Below are 1,778 nucleotides of genomic sequence, written 5' to 3'. Positions count from 1 at the left end.
ATATAAAGCGGCATTTAAATATTTTTTAAGCCTTTATAGCAGCTTTAAAGATCACCGGCAACAGATGCGACAGAACCCCATCGTTGGATCTATTACTTGACATAATCTATAAACAGGTATTATAATAGCTAAATATTCTATATATAGATAGCATTATGTCTGTAAAAAGGTTATTAAACCTAAGTTTACCTCAAGGCCAATCAGCTTTCCTTTGGGGGGCAAGAAAAACTGGCAAAACAACATTTTTGCATCAAAGATTTCCAAATGCAATTTTTATTGATTTTTTACAAAGCGAAGTTTTTGCTAAATATTCATTGAATCCACACTATATTCGCTCAGAGATTCTTGCAATTCCAGAAGACAAAAGGAATGGTATGATTTTTGTCATCGATGAAGTGCAAAAAATACCTCAAGTACTTAATGAAATTCATTGGATGATAGAAAACATAAAGGGAATAAGTTTTATACTTTGTGGTTCTAGCTCAAGAAAACTAAAATCATCTGGAGCTAATTTGCTTGGAGGGAGAGCATGGAGATATCAAATGTTTCCTTTTTGTTACCCAGAACTTAAAGAATTAAATTGGAATAGGATTTTTAATAGAGGGTTAATACCAGAACATTATGGTTCCGAATTTGCCTTAAAATCACTGTCTGCTTATGTATATGACTATTTAATTAATGAAGTGCAATTAGAGGCAAACATTCGAAAACGTGAACCGTTTATTAGGTTTTTGGATGTACTTACCTTAAGCCATACTGAGATGATTAATTTTACTAATATTGCTAGAGATTGTGGAGTTAATAAAGCAACAGTAAAAAGTTACTTCGAGATTTTAGAAGACATGTATATAGGATATTTTTTGCACCCTTATACCAAACGTAAAAACAGGCAAATTGTAACACAAATACCAAAATTTTATTTGTTTGATACTGGAGTTGCCAACTATTTATCTAAATATACTTTCAGTGGATTTCATACATCTGATTCTGGGAAAGCTTTTGAGCATTATATTTTTCTTGAACTCAAAGCATACCAAACCATGAGTGAAACTAGAGATGAGTTATTTTATTACCGAGATTCAGAAGGGCATGAAGTAGACTTTATATTCAGGGATCAAGCTTTTGAAGTTAAAACTAGACAAAATATAACATCCAAAGATATAAGGGGACTTCTTTTATTTGGGAAAGATTATAGAGCAAAACTTAATGTCATATGTACTGTTGATAAAAAAAGAATAGAAACTTTTGGAACCCAAAGTGTAACAATTTGGCCAGTACAAGAATTTCTTGAATCTTTATGGTCAAATAGCTTATTTTAACCAGAATGTCGGATAAGCAGAACCCATTACTGAGCTCTACTCTCCTAAGAACGCAGCGTACCAGTTTCCAAGTACTGCGCTCAAGCATCTATAAGGCCTTGGTAGACCCGGTTACTACTGTGTACAAGGGGTGATACTCTCTTATATTCCTCGCGTTTTTGAAAATATTCAAAATAACTAGGATCGTAAGGGTGAGCATCCGCAATTATCTTGGTATGACGTCTAATTTTAGGCTTTGTTGCATGAATCGGAATTTGGAGTAAATCGAGTTTTTGAATAAATAAAAAAAGCAGTGGAAATAATAAAGTTAAGGAGTTAAGTGTAGTGGCTCGCTTTCGAAATGACATTGGCTTGCTTTGGGAGTGTTCGTCAAACTGTGTCAAGTTGAAAAAATAATCTTTTAAATATATAAAATAAAGATTATTGATGTTGTAAATAGCGAAGAATGTGGATAAGTTG

At 32.8% G+C, this 1,778-nt stretch carries 2 protein-coding genes; one reads left to right on the top strand and one right to left on the bottom strand.

Translation table 11 applies throughout. The annotated features are described in order from the left end of the window. The first annotated feature begins 155 nt into the window (after positions 1–155). A complete protein-coding gene (locus RiCNE_RS06910; RefSeq protein ID WP_094649816.1) occupies positions 156–1,319 on the top strand; it encodes an ATP-binding protein in 1,164 nt (387 codons plus the stop codon). An 80-nt stretch (positions 1,320–1,399) separates the two neighbouring features. Here the strand turns inward: RiCNE_RS06910 and RiCNE_RS07845 are convergent. Beyond that, on the bottom strand, positions 1,400–1,778 hold a 379-nt coding region (locus RiCNE_RS07845; RefSeq protein ID WP_094649815.1), incomplete at its 5' end, for a hypothetical protein.

The sequence above is a fragment of the Rickettsia endosymbiont of Culicoides newsteadi genome, from assembly GCF_002259525.1.
Taxonomy (GTDB): Bacteria; Pseudomonadota; Alphaproteobacteria; order Rickettsiales; family Rickettsiaceae; genus Tisiphia.
Note: the sequence above shows the minus strand (reverse complement) of the source record. Positions and strands in the feature narration are given on the sequence as shown.

Excerpts from the sequence above, each read along its gene's own strand:
- RiCNE_RS06910 (WP_094649816.1), top strand. The coding sequence starts at position 156 with ATGTCTGTAAAAAGGTTATTAAACCTAAGTTTACCTCAAGGCCAATCA.